Source organism: Pseudomonas sp. B21-031, from assembly GCF_024748985.1.
Classification (GTDB): Bacteria; Pseudomonadota; Gammaproteobacteria; order Pseudomonadales; family Pseudomonadaceae; genus Aquipseudomonas; species Aquipseudomonas kermanshahensis.
This window is the reverse complement of the sequence record NZ_CP087181.1, coordinates 1,238,368-1,253,747: the sequence shown is the minus strand read 5'-3', so window position 1 is coordinate 1,253,747 and position 15,380 is coordinate 1,238,368. Positions and strand designations below refer to the sequence as shown.

The window sequence follows — 15,380 nt, the reverse complement described above, 5'->3', positions numbered from 1 at the left end:
AGCGCCTTACTCGGCTTTGACCCGCTCTGACGGCCGCCTGGCACCCGCCACCAGTTTTTCCACGGCCTTGCTGGCCGCGACCATGCCAAAGGTCGCGGTCACCATCATCACCGCGCCAAAACCACCCGAGCAGTCCAAGCGCACGCCTTCACCGACGAAGCTCTTCTGCAGGCAAACGCTGCCATCACCCTTGGGGTAGCGCAGCTGCTCGCTGGAAAACACACACGGCACGGCGTAGTTACGGCTGACATTGCGCGAGAAGTTGTAGTCGCGGCGCAAGGTGGACCGTACCCGTGAAGCCAGCGGGTCGTTGAAAGTCTTGTTGAGGTCACCGACCTGGATTTGCGTTGGGTCGATCTGCCCCCCCGCGCCACCGGTGGTCACAACGCCGATCTTGCGCCGCTTGCACCAGGCAATCAGCGCAGCCTTGGCCATGACGCTGTCGATGCAGTCGATAACGAAGTCGAGGCCTTCGGTGATGTACTCGGCCATGGTCTCGCGGGTGACGAAGTCAGCTACCGCGTGCACCGTGCACGCCGGGTTGATCGCCCGCAGACGCTCGGCCATGACCTCGACCTTGGGCCGCCCCACTTGCCCTTCGAGGGCATGGGCCTGACGGTTGGTATTGCTGACACAGACATCGTCGAGGTCGAACAGGGTAATCTCGCCCACGCCACTGCGCGCCAACGCCTCGGCCGCCCACGAGCCAACGCCGCCGATACCGACGATCGCCACATGGGCCTGTTTCAACCGTTGCAGGCCATCATCGCCATACAACCGAGCGACGCCGGCAAAGCGTGGATCTTCTGTGCTCATCTTGCTACCCCGAAGCGCATACCGCTAAAAACGGCGCGCATTATATGCCAATGGCGCCGTTGGCCTCCATGGTTAGGAAAGTGCCGGCCAATCCTGCTTTAATATTCACTCAATTCGACAGACTTGGACGACAATGTCATCACGCAAATTCGGCCTCAACCTGGTCGTGGTCCTGGCCATCGCGGCGCTGTTCACCGGGTTCTGGGCGCTGATCAACCGCCCCGTCTCCGCACCTGCCTGGCCGGAGCAGATCTCTGGTTTCTCGTACTCGCCCTTCCGCCTCGGCGAGAGCCCGCAAAAGGGCCAATACCCCAGCGACGACGAGATGCGCCAAGACCTGGAGCAGATGAGCAAGCTGACCGACAGCATCCGCATCTATACCGTAGAGGGCACCCAGGCAGATATCCCGCGCCTGGCCGAGGAATTCGGCCTGCGGGTGACTTTGGGCATCTGGATCAGCCCGGACCTTGAGCGCAACGAGCGCGAAATCGCCACCGCCATCGAACTGGCCAACACCTCGCGCAGCGTGGTGCGGGTGGTGGTCGGCAACGAGGCGCTGTTCCGCGAAGAAGTCACGCCCGAGGCACTGATCCAGTACCTGGACCGGGTACGCGCCGCCGTCAAGGTGCCGGTCACCACCAGTGAGCAGTGGCACATCTGGAAAGAACACCCGGAGCTGGCCAAGCACGTCGACCTGATCGCCGCGCACATCCTGCCTTACTGGGAATTCGTGCCGATGCAGGACTCGGTGGAGTTCGTGCTCGACCGCGCCCGCGACCTCAAGCAGCAGTTCCCGCGCAAGCCGCTGCTGCTATCGGAAGTCGGCTGGCCGAGCAATGGCCGCATGCGTGGCGGCGCCGATGCTACCCAGGCTGACCAGGCCATCTACCTGCGTACCCTGGTCAACACGCTCAACCGCCGCGGTTACAACTACTTTGTAATCGAGGCCTATGACCAGCCCTGGAAAGCCAGTGACGAAGGTTCGGTGGGGGCTTACTGGGGCGTGTTCAACGCCGAGCGCCAGCAGAAGTTCAACTTCGATGGCCCGGTAGTCGCCATCCCGCAGTGGCGTGCCCTGGCGGTCGCTTCGGTGGTACTGGCGATGATTGCCCTGATGGTGCTGTTCATCGATGGCTCGGCCCTGCGCCAGCGCGGCCGCACCTTCCTGACCTTCATCACCTTCTTGTGTGGGTCGGTGCTGGTGTGGATTGCCTACGACTACAGCCAGCAATACAGCACCTGGTTCAGCCTCACCGTGGGCGTGCTGTTGGCGCTAGGTGCGCTAGGCGTGTTCATCGTGTTGCTTACAGAAGCCCACGAACTGGCCGAGGCGGTATGGATACACAAGCGCCGTCGCGAATTCCTGCCGGTGCAGGCCGACAGCGCCTACCGGCCCAAAGTCTCGGTGCACGTCCCCTGCTACAACGAGCCCCCCGAGATGGTCAAACAGACCCTCGATGCCCTGGCCGCGCTGGACTACCCCGACTACGAAGTGTTGGTGATCGACAACAACACCAAGGACCCGGCCGTGTGGGAACCCCTGAAGGCCCACTGCGAGAAGCTTGGCGAGCGCTTCAAGTTCTTCCATGTCGCGCCCCTGGCCGGTTTCAAGGGCGGCGCGCTCAATTACCTGCTCCCGCACACCGCTAAAGATGCCGAAGTGATCGCGGTGATCGACTCTGACTACTGCGTCGACCGCAACTGGCTCAAGCACATGGTGCCGCATTTCGCCGACCCGAAAATCGCCGTGGTGCAGTCGCCCCAGGACTACCGCGACCAGCACGAAAGCGCCTTCAAGAAGCTGTGCTACAGCGAATACAAGGGTTTCTTCCACATCGGCATGGTCACCCGCAACGACCGTGACGCGATCATCCAGCACGGCACCATGACCATGACCCGCCGTTCAGTCCTTGAAGAGCTGGGCTGGGCCGAATGGTGCATTTGCGAGGACGCCGAGCTGGGCCTGCGCGTGTTCGAAAAAGGCCTGTCGGCCGCCTACGCCCACAACAGCTACGGCAAGGGCCTGATGCCCGACACCTTCATCGACTTCAAGAAGCAGCGCTTCCGCTGGGCCTACGGCGCCATCCAGATCATCAAGCACCATGCCGGCGCCCTGCTGCGCGGCAAGGGCAGCGAGCTGACCCGTGGCCAGCGCTATCACTTCCTGGCCGGCTGGCTGCCGTGGATCGCCGACGGCATGAACATCTTCTTCACCGTCGGCGCACTGCTGTGGTCGGCGGCGATGATCATCGTGCCGCACCGGGTCGACCCGCCGCTGATGATCTTCGCCATCCCCCCGCTGGCGCTGTTCTTCTTCAAGGTGGGCAAGATCATCTTCCTGTACCGCCGGGCGGTCGGGGTCAACCTCAAGGATGCCTTCGCTGCGGCATTGGCGGGGCTGGCGTTGTCGCACACCATCGCCAAGGCGGTGCTGTACGGGTTCTTCACCAGCAGCATGCCGTTCATCCGCACGCCCAAGAATGCCGACAGCCATGGTGTGCTGGTGGCCCTCTCCGAAGCGCGCGAAGAACTGTTCATCATGCTGCTATTGTGGGGCGCGGCGCTGGGCATCTATCTGGTGCAAGGGCTGCCAAGTTCGGACATGCGCTTCTGGGTGGCGATGCTGCTGGTGCAGTCGTTGCCGTACCTGGCGGCATTGGTGATGGCGTTGCTGTCGTCGTTGCCAAAACCTGCCGAGAAGAACGTCGAAGCACAAGCCACGTGAAACAGGCCGGGGCCGCCCTGCGGCCCCATTGCCCCGTGCCGACAACCCTCGTTTGATATAAGATAACGCCCCTCGTTTTCCGCCTTGCCTTGCCCCGGAGTTCCCCATGACGGCCCCTGCCGAGCTCTCGCCTACCCTTCAACTGGCCTGCGACCTGATCCGTCGCCCCTCGGTCACCCCCGTCGATGCCGACTGCCAGGCGCAGATGATGAATCGCCTGGGCGCCGTGGGCTTCCAGCTCGAACCCATGCGCATCGAAGACGTCGACAACTTCTGGGCCACCCATGGCAACCAGGACGGCCCGGTGCTGTGCTTCGCCGGCCATACCGACGTGGTGCCGACCGGCCCGGTGCAGCAATGGCAGCACGAGCCGTTCGAAGCACTGATCGATGCCGATGGCATGCTCTGCGGCCGTGGCGCCGCCGACATGAAAGGCAGCCTGGCGTCGATGGTGGTGGCCAGCGAGCGCTTCGTGCGCGACTATCCCGACCACCGCGGCAAGGTCGCTTTCCTGATCACCAGCGACGAAGAAGGCCCTGCCCACCACGGCACCAAAGCCGTGGTCGAGCGCCTGAAAGCACGCAACGAGCGCCTGGACTGGTGCATCGTCGGTGAGCCTTCAAGCACCACCCTGCTCGGCGACGTGGTCAAGAACGGCCGCCGCGGCTCGCTGGGTGCCAAGCTGACCGTACGGGGCAAGCAGGGCCATGTGGCCTACCCGCACCTGGCGCGCAACCCGATCCACCTCGCCGCCCCCGCCCTGGCAGAACTGGCGGCCGAGCATTGGGACGAAGGCAACGCGTTCTTCCCGCCAACCAGCTTCCAGATCTCCAACCTCAATTCCGGCACTGGCGCCACCAACGTGGTACCCGGCGAACTGACTGCGCTGTTCAACTTCCGCTTCTCTACCGAGTCGACCGTCGAAGGCCTGCAGCAGCGGGTGGCGGCGATCCTCGACAAGCATCAGCTTGACTGGAGCGTCGACTGGGCGCTGTCCGGCCTGCCCTTCCTCACCGAACCGGGCGAACTGCTGGATGCGGTGTCGGCCAGCATCAAGGCCGTCACCGACCGGGATACCCACCCGTCCACCAGTGGCGGTACTTCCGATGGCCGGTTCATTGCCACCATGGGCACCCAGGTGGTCGAGCTCGGCCCGGTCAACGCCACCATTCACCAGGTCGATGAGCGCATCCTGGCCAGTGACCTCGACCTGCTGACCGAGATCTACTATCAGACCCTGGTCCGGTTGCTCGCCTGATGCTGGCCTGCCCCCTCTGCCAGGCAGCCCTGTCGCGGCTCGACAATGGCGTGGTGTGCCCTGCCGGCCACCGCTTCGACCGCGCCCGCCAGGGTTACCTGAACCTGCTGCCGGTGCAGCACAAGAACAGCCGAGACCCAGGTGACAACCAGGCCATGGTCGAAGCTCGTCGCGACTTCCTCGACGCCGGGCACTACGCCCCGGTGGCCGGTCGCCTGGCCGAGCTCGCCGCCGAGCGCCAGCCTGCTACCTGGCTGGACATCGGCTGCGGTGAAGGCTACTACACCGCCCAGCTGGCCCTAGCCCTGCCCGACGCCGACGGCTACGCCCTGGACATTTCTCGCGAAGCGGTCAAGCGCGCCTGCCGGCGTGATCCGTCGGTCACCTGGATGGTCGCCAGCATGGCCCGCGTGCCCCTGGCCGACGCCAGCTGCCAGTTCATCGCCAGCGTGTTCAGCCCGCTGGACTGGGCCGAAGCCAAGCGCCTGCTCAGCCCTGGCGGTGGCCTGATGCGGGTCGGCCCGACCAGCGGCCACCTGATGGAGCTGCGTGAAGTGCTCTACGATGAAGTGCGCCCGTACGCCGACGACAAGCACCTGGCCCTGGTGCCGGAGGGCATGGCCCATGCGCACAGCGAAACCCTTGAGTTCCGCCTGAGCCTGGCTGCGCCCAAGGCACGTGCCGACCTGCTGGCCATGACCCCGCACGGCTGGCGCGCCAGCGCCGAAAAACGGGCACTGGTGATCGACCAGGCCGAGCCGTTCGAGGTCACGGTTTCCATGCGTTATGACTATTTCGTGCGCCAAGACTGAGCACACCCGGAGCCCTTATGCGCCAACCTGATATCGAGATTTACCTGAAGGACGCCGACGTCGACCACAAGCAAATTGCCGCCTGGCTCGCCGAGGCCGTCGGCCCGTGCAGCGAATGGCAGCAAAAAGGCCAGACCTTCAAATGCAAGGCCGGTAACATTCCAGTCACTTGGTTACCCAAGGCTGTAGGGAAATGGAACAGCCTTTACCTGGAAAGCGACCAGACGCCGTGGGCTGATGACGTCGCCTGTGCACGCGCCGCGCATGCCGCGCTCGGCGTCGAAGTACGCTGCGCACCGGGTGGCTGGGTCGAGGAAGACGGTGAAGAAGATGCCGATCGCTGGATCCGCATCAGCGCCGACGGTGAAGAGGAAATCACCTGGCGCACCAGCTGAACAGGCTGGAAACTGATCGCATCAGGCTGCAAGTGACACGGACTTGCAGCTTGAGGCTTACCACATGAGGCTCAGAGCCCTACTACGTCCTCGGCTTGCAGGCCTTTCTGGCCCTGCACGCAGGCGTACTCGACCTGTTGCCCTTCGACCAGGGTACGATGCCCCTCACCGCGGATCGCCCGATAATGGACGAACACATCCGCACCACCTTCGCGCTGAATGAAGCCATAGCCCTTGGCATCGTTGAACCACTTTACATTCCCAGTCTCACGAGACGACATCTGAACTACTCCGGATTTTTATTGTGAAGATCGCCTTGTAGGCACGCAGTCATCACCGCGTGCCGACGCCGCTTGCCGAAATATCCTGCAAGTGGCAGGCCGAGTATATGACACAGATTAAAAAAAATTGATGACGGTCCGGATTTTTGCCGGTTTTTGCTGAACTTACGCACATACGGCAGACTAATTGGCTGGATACTCACCTGAAAATCACTCCCAGGGCCCACTCCTCATGACCCGTTCCCCCCTGCGCCGCCTGATCTTCGGCGCCCTGCGTCGCCTGTTGTACCTGTGGGTGCGCTCCGAGACCATCAACCAGTCGTCGCTGACGCTCAAGCTCGACCGCAGCCGCCCGGTGTTCTATGCCCTGCCGTCGCCCTCGCTGACTGACCTGGCAGTACTCGACCGCGAGTGCACCAAGGCAGGGCTGCCACGCCCGGTGCTGCCGGTGGCCGTGGGCAGCCTGCACGAGCCGGCCGCGTTCTTTTACCTGACGCCCGACCCCGACTGGCTGGGCCGCCAGGACAAAAGCGGCGCCCCGCCCACCCTCGAACGCCTGGTCGCGGCCGTGACCCAGCATGCCGAGGAAGACGCGCAGATCATTCCGGTGAGTGTGTTCTGGGGTCAAAGCCCCGCCAGTGAGTCCAGCCCCTGGAAGTTGCTGTTCGCCGACAGCTGGGCGGTCACCGGGCGCCTGCGCCGGCTGCTGACCTTGCTGATCCTGGGGCGCAAGACGCGTGTGCAGTTCTCTGCACCGATCCACCTGCGTGAACTGGTGCAGCACAACAAGGGCCACGAGCGCACCGTGCGCATGGCCCAGCGCCTGATGCGCGTGCACTTCCGTAACCTCAAGACAGCCGTGATCGGCCCAGACATCTCGCACCGACGCAACCTGGTCAAAGGCCTGGTGCATGCGCCACAGGTACGCCAGGCCATCAGCGAAGAAGCCGAGCGCGAGGGTATCCCGCTGGCCAAGGCCGAGGCCCAGGCGCTGCGCTATGGCAACGAGATCGCCTCGGACTACACGTACACCGCAATCCGCTTCCTCGAAGTGGTGCTCAGCTGGTTCTGGAACAAGATCTACGACGGCATCAAGGTCAACCACATCGAGCAGGTGCAAGGCATCGCCCCGGGCCATGAAGTGATCTACGTGCCCTGCCACCGCAGCCACATCGACTACCTGCTGCTGTCGTACCTGTTGTTCCGCAACGGCCTCACCCCGCCGCACGTGGCGGCCGGCATCAACCTCAACATGCCGGTCGTCGGTAGCCTGCTGCGCCGTGGCGGGGCGTTCTTCATGCGCCGCACCTTCAAGGGCAACCCGCTTTATACCGCCGTGTTCAACGAGTACCTGCACACGTTGTTCAGCAAAGGGTTCCCGGTGGAATACTTCGTCGAAGGCGGCCGCTCGCGCACCGGGCGCATGCTGCAACCGCGTACCGGCATGCTGGCGATCACCCTGCGCAGCTTCCTGCGCTCGTCGCGCACGCCCATCGTCTTCGTGCCGGTGTACATCGGCTATGAGCGCGTGCTCGAAGGCCGCACCTACCTGGGCGAACTGCGCGGCGCGAGCAAGAAGAAGGAGTCGATCTTCGACATCTTCAAGGTCTTCAGTGCCCTGAAGCAGCGCTTTGGCCAGGTCTACGTCAACTTCGGCGAGCCGATCCGCTTGGCAGGCTTCCTCGACGAGCAGCAACCCGGCTGGCGTGAACAGGACCACGGCCCGCAGTTCCGCCCGGCCTGGCTCAACCAGGCCACTTCACGCCTGGGCGACACCGTGGCGCGCCACCTCAACGAGGCCGCGGCGATCAACCCGGTCAACCTGGTGGCCCTGGCATTGCTGTCCACCAGCCGCCACGCCCTCGACGAACGTGCCCTGAGCCGCGTACTGGACCTGTATCTGTCGCTGTTGCGCAAAGTGCCGTATTCGCCCCATACCACCTTGCCGGAGGGGGATGGCCTGGCCTTGATCGAGCATGTGAAGGGCATGAAGCTGCTGTCCGAGCAGAAGGACGCCTTGGGCCGCATCTTGTATCTGGATGAAGCCGATGCGGTGTTGATGACCTATTACCGCAACAACGTCCTGCACATCTTCGCCCTGCCGGCCCTGCTGGCCAGCTTCTTCCTCAGCAGCTCACGCATGAGCCGCGAACTGCTTGGCCAGTATGTCCGGGCGTTGTACCCGTACCTGCAAACCGAGCTGTTCCTGCGCTGGACCCCGGAACAACTGGACGAGGTGATCGACCAGTGGCTGGCTGCACTGGTCGAGCAAGGGCTGTTGCGCCAGGAAAACGATGTCTACCTGCGCCCGGCGCCGAGCTCTCGGCCGTTCGTATTGCTGACGTTGCTGGCCCGCAATATCACCCAGACCTTGCAGCGCTTCTACATGGCCACTTCGCTGTTGCTCAACAGCGGCCAGCACACCTTGAGTGCCGAAGCGCTGGAGGACCTCTGCGTGATGATGGCCCAGCGCCTGTCGATTCTGCATGGCCTCAACGCCCCGGAATTCTTCGACAAGACCCTGTTCCGCCACTTCATCCAGACGTTGATCGAGCAAGGCGTGCTGCAAGCAGACGCGCAGGGCAAGCTGGGCTACCACGACAAGCTCGCCGAGGTGGCCGAAGCGGTCGCCAAGCGCGTGCTGTCGGCGGAGTTACGCTTGTCGATCCGCCAAGTGGCCTTGCACCGCGACGACTCCCTGGAAACTTCGGCCCTCTGAGGCTTCATCTGAGGCGCAAATCCGCTAAAGTCCCTGGGGTTGGCCAAAAGCCAGCGCCAAGGACTACGGAGATTCCATGAAAAAGCTCTTTATGCTGTGTTGCGCATCCCTGCTTGCAGCCTGCTCCAGCCACACCCCATCGACCCAGGCCAGCCTGGACGGCGAAGTCTTCTACCTGCAGCGCATCGCCCTGCCCCCAACCGCCACCCTCAGCGTGAGCTTGCAGGACGTGTCGCTGATGGACGCACCCGCAGTGACCCTGGCCAGCCAGGCCGGCCCGGTAAAAGGCAACGTACCGCTGCCGTTCCACCTCACTTATGACCCGGCCCAGGTCAAGCCCGGCCACCGCTATGCGATCAGCGCGCGTATCGAGCTCGACGGCAAGCTGCTGTTCATCAACACCGAACACCACAGCGTGAAACTCGACGGCAGCGACACCCAGCCCGTGCGGATCAAGGTCGATCAGGTTCGCTGACACCCGTACATTTCTGTTCAGAAGGAAAGCTTCATGATTCGCTCTTCCCTGCGTTTCACCACCCTGTGCGCCGGCTTGCTGCTGTCTGCCAGTGCCCTGGCCCTGTCGCTGGGCGACCTGTCCCAGAAGGACGCCACCGGTGGCCTGAAAGACGCGCTGACCCAAGGCGCGCAGATTGCCGTCAAGCAACTGAGCACCCCAGGCGGTTTCAACAACAACCCGGACGTGCGCATCGAACTGCCGGGCAACCTCGGCAAGGCCGCCAAAGCCATGAAGATGTTCGGCAAGGGTGACCAGGTCGATGCCTTGGAAACCAGCATGAACAAGGCCGCCGAGGCTGCCGTGCCACAGGCCCAGGCGATCCTGGTCGATGCTGTCAAGAAAATGAGCGTGACCGATGCCAAGGGCATCCTCAGCGGTGGCGACGACTCGGCCACCCAGTACCTGAACAAAAGCAGCCGCGAACAGATCCGCGCCAAGTTCCTGCCGATCGTCAAGCAAGCCACCGACAAGGTGGGCCTGGCCCAGCAGTACAACAACTTTGCCGGGCAAGCGGTGGCATTGGGCGTGGTCGACGCCAAGAGCGCCAGCATCGAGAACTACGTGACCGAAAAGGCGCTGGATGGCCTGTTCGAGATGATCGGCAAGCAAGAACAAAGCATTCGCCAGAACCCGGCCGAGGCTGCAACCAGCCTGGCCAAGAAGGTCTTCGGCGTGCTTTAAGCGCAGCTCAGCCCCTGTGTAGGAGCAGCCTTGTGCTGCGAAGAGGCCGGTGCAAGCACCTGACATCAAGGGTGCCTGCACCGGCCTCTTCGCAGCACAAGGCTGCTCCTACACAGGGCAGTGGCTGCTCAGTCAGTGGAATCCTTCTTCACCCTGAACCACGCCGCATACAGCGCTGGCAAGAACAGCAGGGTCAACGCGGTCGCAACAATCAACCCGCCCATGATCGCCACCGCCATCGGCCCATAGAACACACTGCGCGACAACGGGATCATCGCCAATACCGCCGCCAGCGCGGTCAGCACGATCGGGCGGAAGCGCCGTACCGTGGCCTCGATGATCGCCTGCCAACGCGCCATGCCCGCTGCGATGTCCTGTTCGATCTGGTCCACCAGAATCACCGAGTTACGCATGATCATCCCCGCCAGGGCAATGGTGCCGAGCATGGCGACGAAGCCAAACGGCTGGCGGAACACCAGCAGGAACAGGGTCACCCCAATCAACCCCAAGGGCGCGGTCAAAAACACCATCACCGTGCGCGAGAAGCTGCGCAGCTGGATCATCAGCAAACTCAACACCACCACGATGAACAGCGGCATGCCGGCATTCACCGATTTCTGCCCGCGCTCCGAATCCTCTACCGTGCCGCCTACCTCGAGCAGGTAGCCATCCGGCAGCTTGGCTTTGATCGCCTGCAGTGTCGGCTCGATCTGCCGCACCAGCGTCGCCGGCTGTTCCTTGTCATAGATGTCGGCGCGCACGGTCACCGTCGGCAAACGGTTACGGTGCCAGATGATGCCCTCCTCGAAGCCATACTCCAGGGTCGCCACCTGCGACAGCGCCACGCTCTGGCCGTTGTCGGTGGGCAACGCCAGGCTGCCGAGGTTGGCCAGCTCGCTGCGTTCCTTGTGCGTACCGCGCAGCAGGATCTCGATCAATTCGTTGTCTTCGCGGTACTGGCTGACCGTGGTCCCGGTCAGCGAGCTCTGCAGGAAGCTGGACAACTGCGCGGTACTGACGCCGAGGGCGCGCGCGCGGTCCTGGTCGATCTCCAGGAACACCGCCTTGCTCGGCTCTTCCCAGTCCAGGTGCACGTTCACCACATGCGGGTTCTCACGCACCTTGTCGGCCACCTCGCGGGCCAGCGCACGGGCCTTCTCGATATGCTCGCCGGTCACCCGGAACTGCACCGGGTAGCCCACGGGTGGGCCGTTCTCCAGGCGGGTGACGCGGCCGCGCAGATCGGGGAATTGCTGGTCCATGGTGTTGATCAGCCAACTGCGCAGGCGCTCACGGTCTTCCATCGACTTGGCCAGCACGACGAACTGGGCAAAGCTGGCGGCCGGCAGTTGCTGGTCCAGTGGCAAGTAGAAGCGCGGTGAACCGGTGCCGACATAGGCCACGTAATTGTCGATGCCGTCCTGCTGCTTGAGCAGTGCTTCCAGTTGCTTGACCCGCTCGGCGGTGTTGGCCAGCGATGCACCTTCGGCCAGTTTCAGATCGACCATCAGCTCCGGGCGCCCGGAGGCCGGGAAGAACTGCTGCGGCACGAAACGGAACAACAGAATGCTGCCGACAAACGCCGCGAGGGTCAGCAGGATGACCGTCTTGCGCCGCCGCACGCACCACTCCACCACCCGCCGTACGCGTTGGTAGAATGGCGTGGCATACGGGTCGGGCGCTTGCCCATCACTGCCGTGCCGCGCCGCATGCAGTTTGGCCAGGTCTGGCAGCAGCCGCTCGCCCAGGTACGGCACGAACACCACCGCAGCGACCCAGGAGGTCAGCAGCGCAATGGTCACCACCTGGAAGATCGAGCGGGTGTATTCGCCGGTACTCGAGGCCGCCGTGGCGATAGGCAGGAAGCCCGCCGCGGTGATCAGCGTGCCGGTGAGCATCGGGAAGGCCGTGCTGCTCCAGGCATAGCTCGCCGCCTTGAGCCTGTCGTAGCCCTGCTCCATCTTGATCGCCATCATTTCCACGGCAATGATCGCATCATCCACCAGCAGGCCAAGCGCCAGCACCAGGGCACCGAGCGAGATCTTGTGTAAGCCGATGCCAAAGTAATGCATGGCGGCAAAGGTCATGGCCAATACCAGCGGGATGGCCAACGCCACTACCAGCCCGGTGCGCAGGCCCAGGGAGAAGAAGCTCACCAGCAGCACAATGATCAACGCTTCGGCCAGCACTTGGACGAACTCACCGACGCCCGCCTTGACCGCCGCCGGCTGGTCCGAGACCTTGCGCAGCTCCATGCCCGCCGGCAGGTTGCTCGCCAGGCGTTCGAATTCGCCCTCCAGGGCCTTGCCCAGTACCAGAATGTCGCCGCCGTCCTTCATCGACACAGCCAGGCCGATGGCGTCCTCACCCATGAAGCGCATGCGCGGTGCGGGCGGGTCGTTAAAGCCGCGGTGCACCTCGGCAACGTCGCCGATGCGGAAGGTGCGATCGCCCACGCGAATCGGGAACTGGCGGATCTGCTCGACGCTGTCGAAGCGCCCACTTACCCGCAGTTGCAGGCGCTCGCTGGGGGTTTCGAAGAAGCCGGCAGTGCTCACCGCGTTCTGCGCCTGCAGAGCCTGTTGGACCGCCTCCAGTGGCACCCCGAGGGTTGCCAGCTTGAGGTTGGACAGCTCGATCCAGATTTTCTCGTCCTGTAGCCCGACCAGCTCGACCTTGCCGACGTCCTTGACCCGCTGCAGCTGGACCTGGATACGGTCGGCGTAATCCTTGAGCACCGCGTAGTCAAAGCCCGCGCCGGTCAGCGCATAGATGTTGCCGAACGTGGTGCCGAACTCGTCATTGAAGAACGGGCCTTGCACCTCCGGTGGCAGGGTGTGCCGGATGTCCGCGACCTTCTTGCGGATCTGGTACCACAGCTCGGGGATGTCCTTGGAATGCAGCGAATCGCGAGCCATGAAGGTCACCTGCGACTCGCCCGGTCGGGAGAACGAAACGATCTTCTCGTACTCGCCGGTCTCCATCAGTTTCTTTTCGATGCGTTCGGTGACCTGGCGCGACACTTCTTCGGCGGTGGCGCCGGGCCACAGGGTGCGCACGACCATGGCCTTGAAGGTGAAAGGCGGGTCCTCGCTCTGGCCCAGCTTGGTATAGGACATGGCGCCAATGGCAGCCAGCAGGATCATCAGGAACAGTACGATCTGGCGATTGCGCAGCGCCCAGGCGGAAAGGTTGAAACCCATCGGGACTTACTCCTTGGCCGTCAGGTTCACTACACGGTTGGTGCGGTCCACGGGGCGCACCTCCTGCCCCTCGCGCAGCACATGGCCGCCCGCTGCGACCACCCAGTCGCCCGGCTTCAAGCCTTCGAGTACCGGGACGCTGTCGGTGCCGTAAGGCCCAAGGCGCACCACCGTGCGCGCCAGGCGGTGGTCCGGGTTGACCCGCCAGACATAGGCCTGGCCATTTTCTGCGGTCACCGCAGACAGCGGCACCGCCAGTGGGATGAGGCCCTCATGGGCAATGAACACACGCGCGCTCTGGCCCAGCTCGGCCGGTGCCTTGGCGGAAGTGAAGGCGATGCGCGCGGCAAAGGTGCGCGAACGTGGGTCGGCTGCCGGCGAAAGTTCACGGATGCGCCCTTCGAAACGCTCACCAGGGTGCGACCACAGTTCCACACTGACCGCCTGCCCCACCGCAAAACGGGCGAATTGCTGCTCCGGCAGGCCGATGGCCACCTCACGCTCGCCATCTGCAGCCAAGGTAAACACGGTCTGCCCGGCAGCGACCACCTGACCCACTTCGACCTGGCGCTTGGCGATCACCCCAGCCTGCGGCGCACGCAGCACCGCGTAATCGGCCTGGTTGCCGGCAACGTCGAACTCGGCTTTGGCTTGTTTAAGGCGGGCCATGCCGGCGCGGTAGAGGTTTTCGGCATTGTCGTATTGCGAGTGGCTGACCATCTGCCGGTCCAGCAGCTTCTGGTAGCGATCACGCTCGGCGCGCACCAGTGCCAGGTTGGCTTCGGCGGCCGCCAGCTGGGCGCGATTGGCTTCCAGTTGCAGGCGCACATCCTGGGGGTCCAGCTCGGCCAGCGGCTGCTCGGCCTTGACCCGCTGCCCTTCCTCGACCAGGCGCTTGCTGACCTTGCCAGCGATGCGGAAGGCGAGTTCCGGCTCGAAGCGCGCACGCACTTCGCCGGGGTAGCTGTCGGCTGCCGCTTCGGCCGGCTGCGGCTGGATCACCAGTGCCGGGCGCGGCGCAGCGGGCGGTGCGGTTTCCTGGCCACACGCCGTCAGCAACACGGCGACGGCAGCGGGCAAAGCGATGGACAAGGCATGGCGCAACATGATGAATCCTTTCGCGAAGAGCACATCGAATATTTATACTGACGGGTATATTAAATCAGCGAACCGAAGCCGGGAAGCCAGCGCCGGAAAGAAAATCAACATCAACGTTTGGCCATTCCTTGAGGCCGGATGGCGTGCGACCCGTTAAGATGGGCGACTCTTCAACCAGATGCAGACTCCAATGCCCAACGACGCACCCATCGGGCCCGGTCGCCCCAAGGACCTGGCCAAGCGCGAGGCGATCCTCGAAGCGGCCAAGACACTGTTCCTCAGCCTTGGCTATGCCAACACCAGCATGGATGCGGTCGCTACGGCGGCAGGTGTTTCAAAACTCACCGTGTACAGCCACTTCACCGACAAGCAGACGCTGTTCTGCGCGGCGGTCATGGCAACCTGCCAGATCCAGCTGCCCGACCTGCTGTTCGAATACCCCGAGGGGGCGCCGGTGGAAGAGGTGCTGCTGACCATTGCCCGTAACTTCCAGGCGCTGATCAGCAGCGACGAAGCGGTCAAGCTCAGCCGCCTGATCATGGCCCAGGGCAGCCTGGACCCAAGTTTTGGCGAGTACTTCTACGAAGCCGGGCCCAAACGCGTGCTGGCAGGTATGGAAGCGCTGCTGCGCGGGGCGCATGAGCGCGGGTTGCTGCGCATCGACAACCCGTTGCGCGCGGCAGAGCACTTCTTCTGCATGGTCAAGGGTGCGCCGGACTACCGGCTGCTGCTGGGGTGCGCCGGGCCGCTGGAAGGGGACGAGGCCGAGGCGCATGTGCGTGAGGTGGTGGGGGTGTTCATGCGGGCGTTCCGGCCTTAGCGTGACCCATGCGGCCTACCGGCACCCACCCGGTAAGGTAGGAGCAGCCTTGTGC

The 15,380-nt window shown here is 63.7% G+C and carries 12 protein-coding genes; 8 read left to right on the top strand and 4 right to left on the bottom strand.

What is annotated here, in order from left to right; all coding sequences use genetic code 11:
* Positions 1 to 6 precede the first annotated feature (6 nt).
* A complete protein-coding gene (tcdA, locus tag LOY53_RS05675) occupies positions 7 to 816 on the bottom strand; it encodes a tRNA cyclic N6-threonylcarbamoyladenosine(37) synthase TcdA (RefSeq protein ID WP_027595781.1) in 810 nt (269 codons plus the stop codon).
* A gap of 133 nt (positions 817 to 949) precedes the next feature.
* On the opposite strand from tcdA, the gene LOY53_RS05670 reads away from it, so the two are divergent.
* The 4 genes from LOY53_RS05670 to LOY53_RS05655 all read left to right on the top strand — a co-directional run bounded on the left by LOY53_RS05670 (position 950) and on the right by LOY53_RS05655 (position 6,006).
* A complete protein-coding gene (locus LOY53_RS05670) occupies positions 950 to 3,541 on the top strand; it encodes a glycosyltransferase (RefSeq protein ID WP_258703708.1) in 2,592 nt (863 codons plus the stop codon).
* 106 nt (positions 3,542 to 3,647) lie between these two features.
* Entirely contained in the window at positions 3,648 to 4,799 is a 1,152-nt protein-coding gene (dapE, locus tag LOY53_RS05665; protein WP_252826939.1) for a succinyl-diaminopimelate desuccinylase, read from the top strand.
* Positions 4,799 to 5,611: a putative RNA methyltransferase gene (locus LOY53_RS05660; protein ID WP_258703707.1), complete on the top strand. Its 813-nt coding sequence runs from the start codon at positions 4,799 to 4,801 to the stop codon at positions 5,609 to 5,611. The genes dapE and LOY53_RS05660 overlap by 1 nt, the downstream gene beginning before the upstream one ends.
* Before the next feature lie 17 nt (positions 5,612 to 5,628).
* Entirely contained in the window at positions 5,629 to 6,006 is a 378-nt protein-coding gene (locus tag LOY53_RS05655) for a hypothetical protein (protein ID WP_027595777.1), read from the top strand.
* Between the two features lie 71 nt (positions 6,007 to 6,077).
* On the opposite strand, the gene LOY53_RS05650 is transcribed toward LOY53_RS05655, so the two are convergent.
* Positions 6,078 to 6,287, bottom strand: a complete 210-nt coding sequence (locus LOY53_RS05650) for a cold-shock protein (protein WP_027595776.1) — start codon at positions 6,285 to 6,287, stop codon at positions 6,078 to 6,080.
* A 232-nt stretch (positions 6,288 to 6,519) separates the two neighbouring features.
* Here LOY53_RS05650 and plsB point away from each other — a divergent pair, with 232 nt between their 5' ends.
* From plsB to LOY53_RS05635, 3 genes are all read left to right on the top strand, one after another.
* Positions 6,520 to 9,006, top strand: a complete 2,487-nt coding sequence (gene plsB / locus LOY53_RS05645; protein ID WP_258703706.1) for a glycerol-3-phosphate 1-O-acyltransferase PlsB — start codon at positions 6,520 to 6,522, stop codon at positions 9,004 to 9,006.
* Between the two features lie 76 nt (positions 9,007 to 9,082).
* Positions 9,083 to 9,481, top strand: coding sequence for a YbaY family lipoprotein (locus LOY53_RS05640; protein ID WP_099453120.1), 399 nt, complete (start codon positions 9,083 to 9,085; stop codon positions 9,479 to 9,481).
* Positions 9,482 to 9,514: 33 nt separating this feature from the next.
* Positions 9,515 to 10,204 (top strand): DUF4197 domain-containing protein, encoded by a 690-nt coding sequence (locus LOY53_RS05635; protein ID WP_258703705.1) that lies wholly within the window; start codon positions 9,515 to 9,517, stop codon positions 10,202 to 10,204.
* Positions 10,205 to 10,332: 128 nt separating this feature from the next.
* Here LOY53_RS05635 and LOY53_RS05630 read toward each other — a convergent pair whose 3' ends face one another.
* Both LOY53_RS05630 and LOY53_RS05625 read right to left on the bottom strand, forming a co-directional pair.
* On the bottom strand, positions 10,333 to 13,407 hold the full coding sequence (locus tag LOY53_RS05630) for an efflux RND transporter permease subunit (RefSeq protein WP_252826935.1): 3,075 nt from the start codon (positions 13,405 to 13,407) through the stop codon (positions 10,333 to 10,335).
* A 6-nt stretch (positions 13,408 to 13,413) separates the two neighbouring features.
* Positions 13,414 to 14,514, bottom strand: coding sequence for an efflux RND transporter periplasmic adaptor subunit (locus LOY53_RS05625; protein WP_252826933.1), 1,101 nt, complete (start codon positions 14,512 to 14,514; stop codon positions 13,414 to 13,416).
* A 169-nt stretch (positions 14,515 to 14,683) separates the two neighbouring features.
* Here LOY53_RS05625 and LOY53_RS05620 point away from each other — a divergent pair, with 169 nt between their 5' ends.
* The gene (locus LOY53_RS05620) at positions 14,684 to 15,325 is read left to right on the top strand and encodes a TetR/AcrR family transcriptional regulator (protein WP_258703704.1); all 642 of its coding nucleotides are present in this window, start codon (positions 14,684 to 14,686) and stop codon (positions 15,323 to 15,325) included.
* The last annotated feature ends 55 nt before the right edge of the window (positions 15,326 to 15,380 follow it).

Excerpts from the sequence above, each read along its gene's own strand:
- tcdA (WP_027595781.1), bottom strand. The coding sequence starts at position 816 with ATGAGCACAGAAGATCCACGCTTTGCCGGCGTCGCTCGGTTGTATGGC.
- LOY53_RS05670 (WP_258703708.1), top strand. The coding sequence starts at position 950 with ATGTCATCACGCAAATTCGGCCTCAACCTGGTCGTGGTCCTGGCCATC.
- dapE (WP_252826939.1), top strand. The coding sequence starts at position 3,648 with ATGACGGCCCCTGCCGAGCTCTCGCCTACCCTTCAACTGGCCTGCGAC.
- LOY53_RS05660 (WP_258703707.1), top strand. The coding sequence starts at position 4,799 with ATGCTGGCCTGCCCCCTCTGCCAGGCAGCCCTGTCGCGGCTCGACAAT.
- LOY53_RS05655 (WP_027595777.1), top strand. The coding sequence starts at position 5,629 with ATGCGCCAACCTGATATCGAGATTTACCTGAAGGACGCCGACGTCGAC.
- LOY53_RS05650 (WP_027595776.1), bottom strand. The coding sequence starts at position 6,287 with ATGTCGTCTCGTGAGACTGGGAATGTAAAGTGGTTCAACGATGCCAAG.
- plsB (WP_258703706.1), top strand. The coding sequence starts at position 6,520 with ATGACCCGTTCCCCCCTGCGCCGCCTGATCTTCGGCGCCCTGCGTCGC.
- LOY53_RS05640 (WP_099453120.1), top strand. The coding sequence starts at position 9,083 with ATGAAAAAGCTCTTTATGCTGTGTTGCGCATCCCTGCTTGCAGCCTGC.
- LOY53_RS05635 (WP_258703705.1), top strand. The coding sequence starts at position 9,515 with ATGATTCGCTCTTCCCTGCGTTTCACCACCCTGTGCGCCGGCTTGCTG.
- LOY53_RS05630 (WP_252826935.1), bottom strand. The coding sequence starts at position 13,407 with ATGGGTTTCAACCTTTCCGCCTGGGCGCTGCGCAATCGCCAGATCGTA.
- LOY53_RS05625 (WP_252826933.1), bottom strand. The coding sequence starts at position 14,514 with ATGTTGCGCCATGCCTTGTCCATCGCTTTGCCCGCTGCCGTCGCCGTG.
- LOY53_RS05620 (WP_258703704.1), top strand. The coding sequence starts at position 14,684 with ATGCAGACTCCAATGCCCAACGACGCACCCATCGGGCCCGGTCGCCCC.